At 69.0% G+C, this 255-nt stretch carries 1 pseudogene; it reads right to left on the bottom strand.

The window, feature by feature from the left end:
* Window position 1: 1 nt before the first annotated feature.
* Window positions 2-255: pseudogene (locus GCN74_RS28535) on the bottom strand (ShlB/FhaC/HecB family hemolysin secretion/activation protein); the annotation flags it as partial.

Below are 255 nucleotides of genomic sequence, written 5' to 3'. Positions count from 1 at the left end.
TTTAATAGCTGGCGTTCAGGCTGAAGCCGGCCGTGTGGCTGGCCGTGCGGAACAGCTCGGGTTTGCGCACGGGCCAGCCGACAAAGGCGTCGTACTGCACACCCAGCCACTGGCCGCGCAGGCCGACAAAGGCGCCCGTCAGGTTGCGCGCGATCAGCCAGGCGGCAGACGGCCCCGCCACTTCGCCGTGGTCGACACCCGCATACGCTTCCTGGCCGCTGCTGCCCAGCGGCACGCCCAACTCGTTGCGCAGCA

This window comes from Janthinobacterium sp. FT14W, from assembly GCF_009208755.1.
Classification (GTDB): domain Bacteria; phylum Pseudomonadota; class Gammaproteobacteria; order Burkholderiales; family Burkholderiaceae_D; genus Janthinobacterium; species Janthinobacterium violaceinigrum.
The sequence above is the reverse complement of the archived record's forward strand: the minus strand, read 5'-3'. Positions and strand labels throughout refer to the sequence as shown.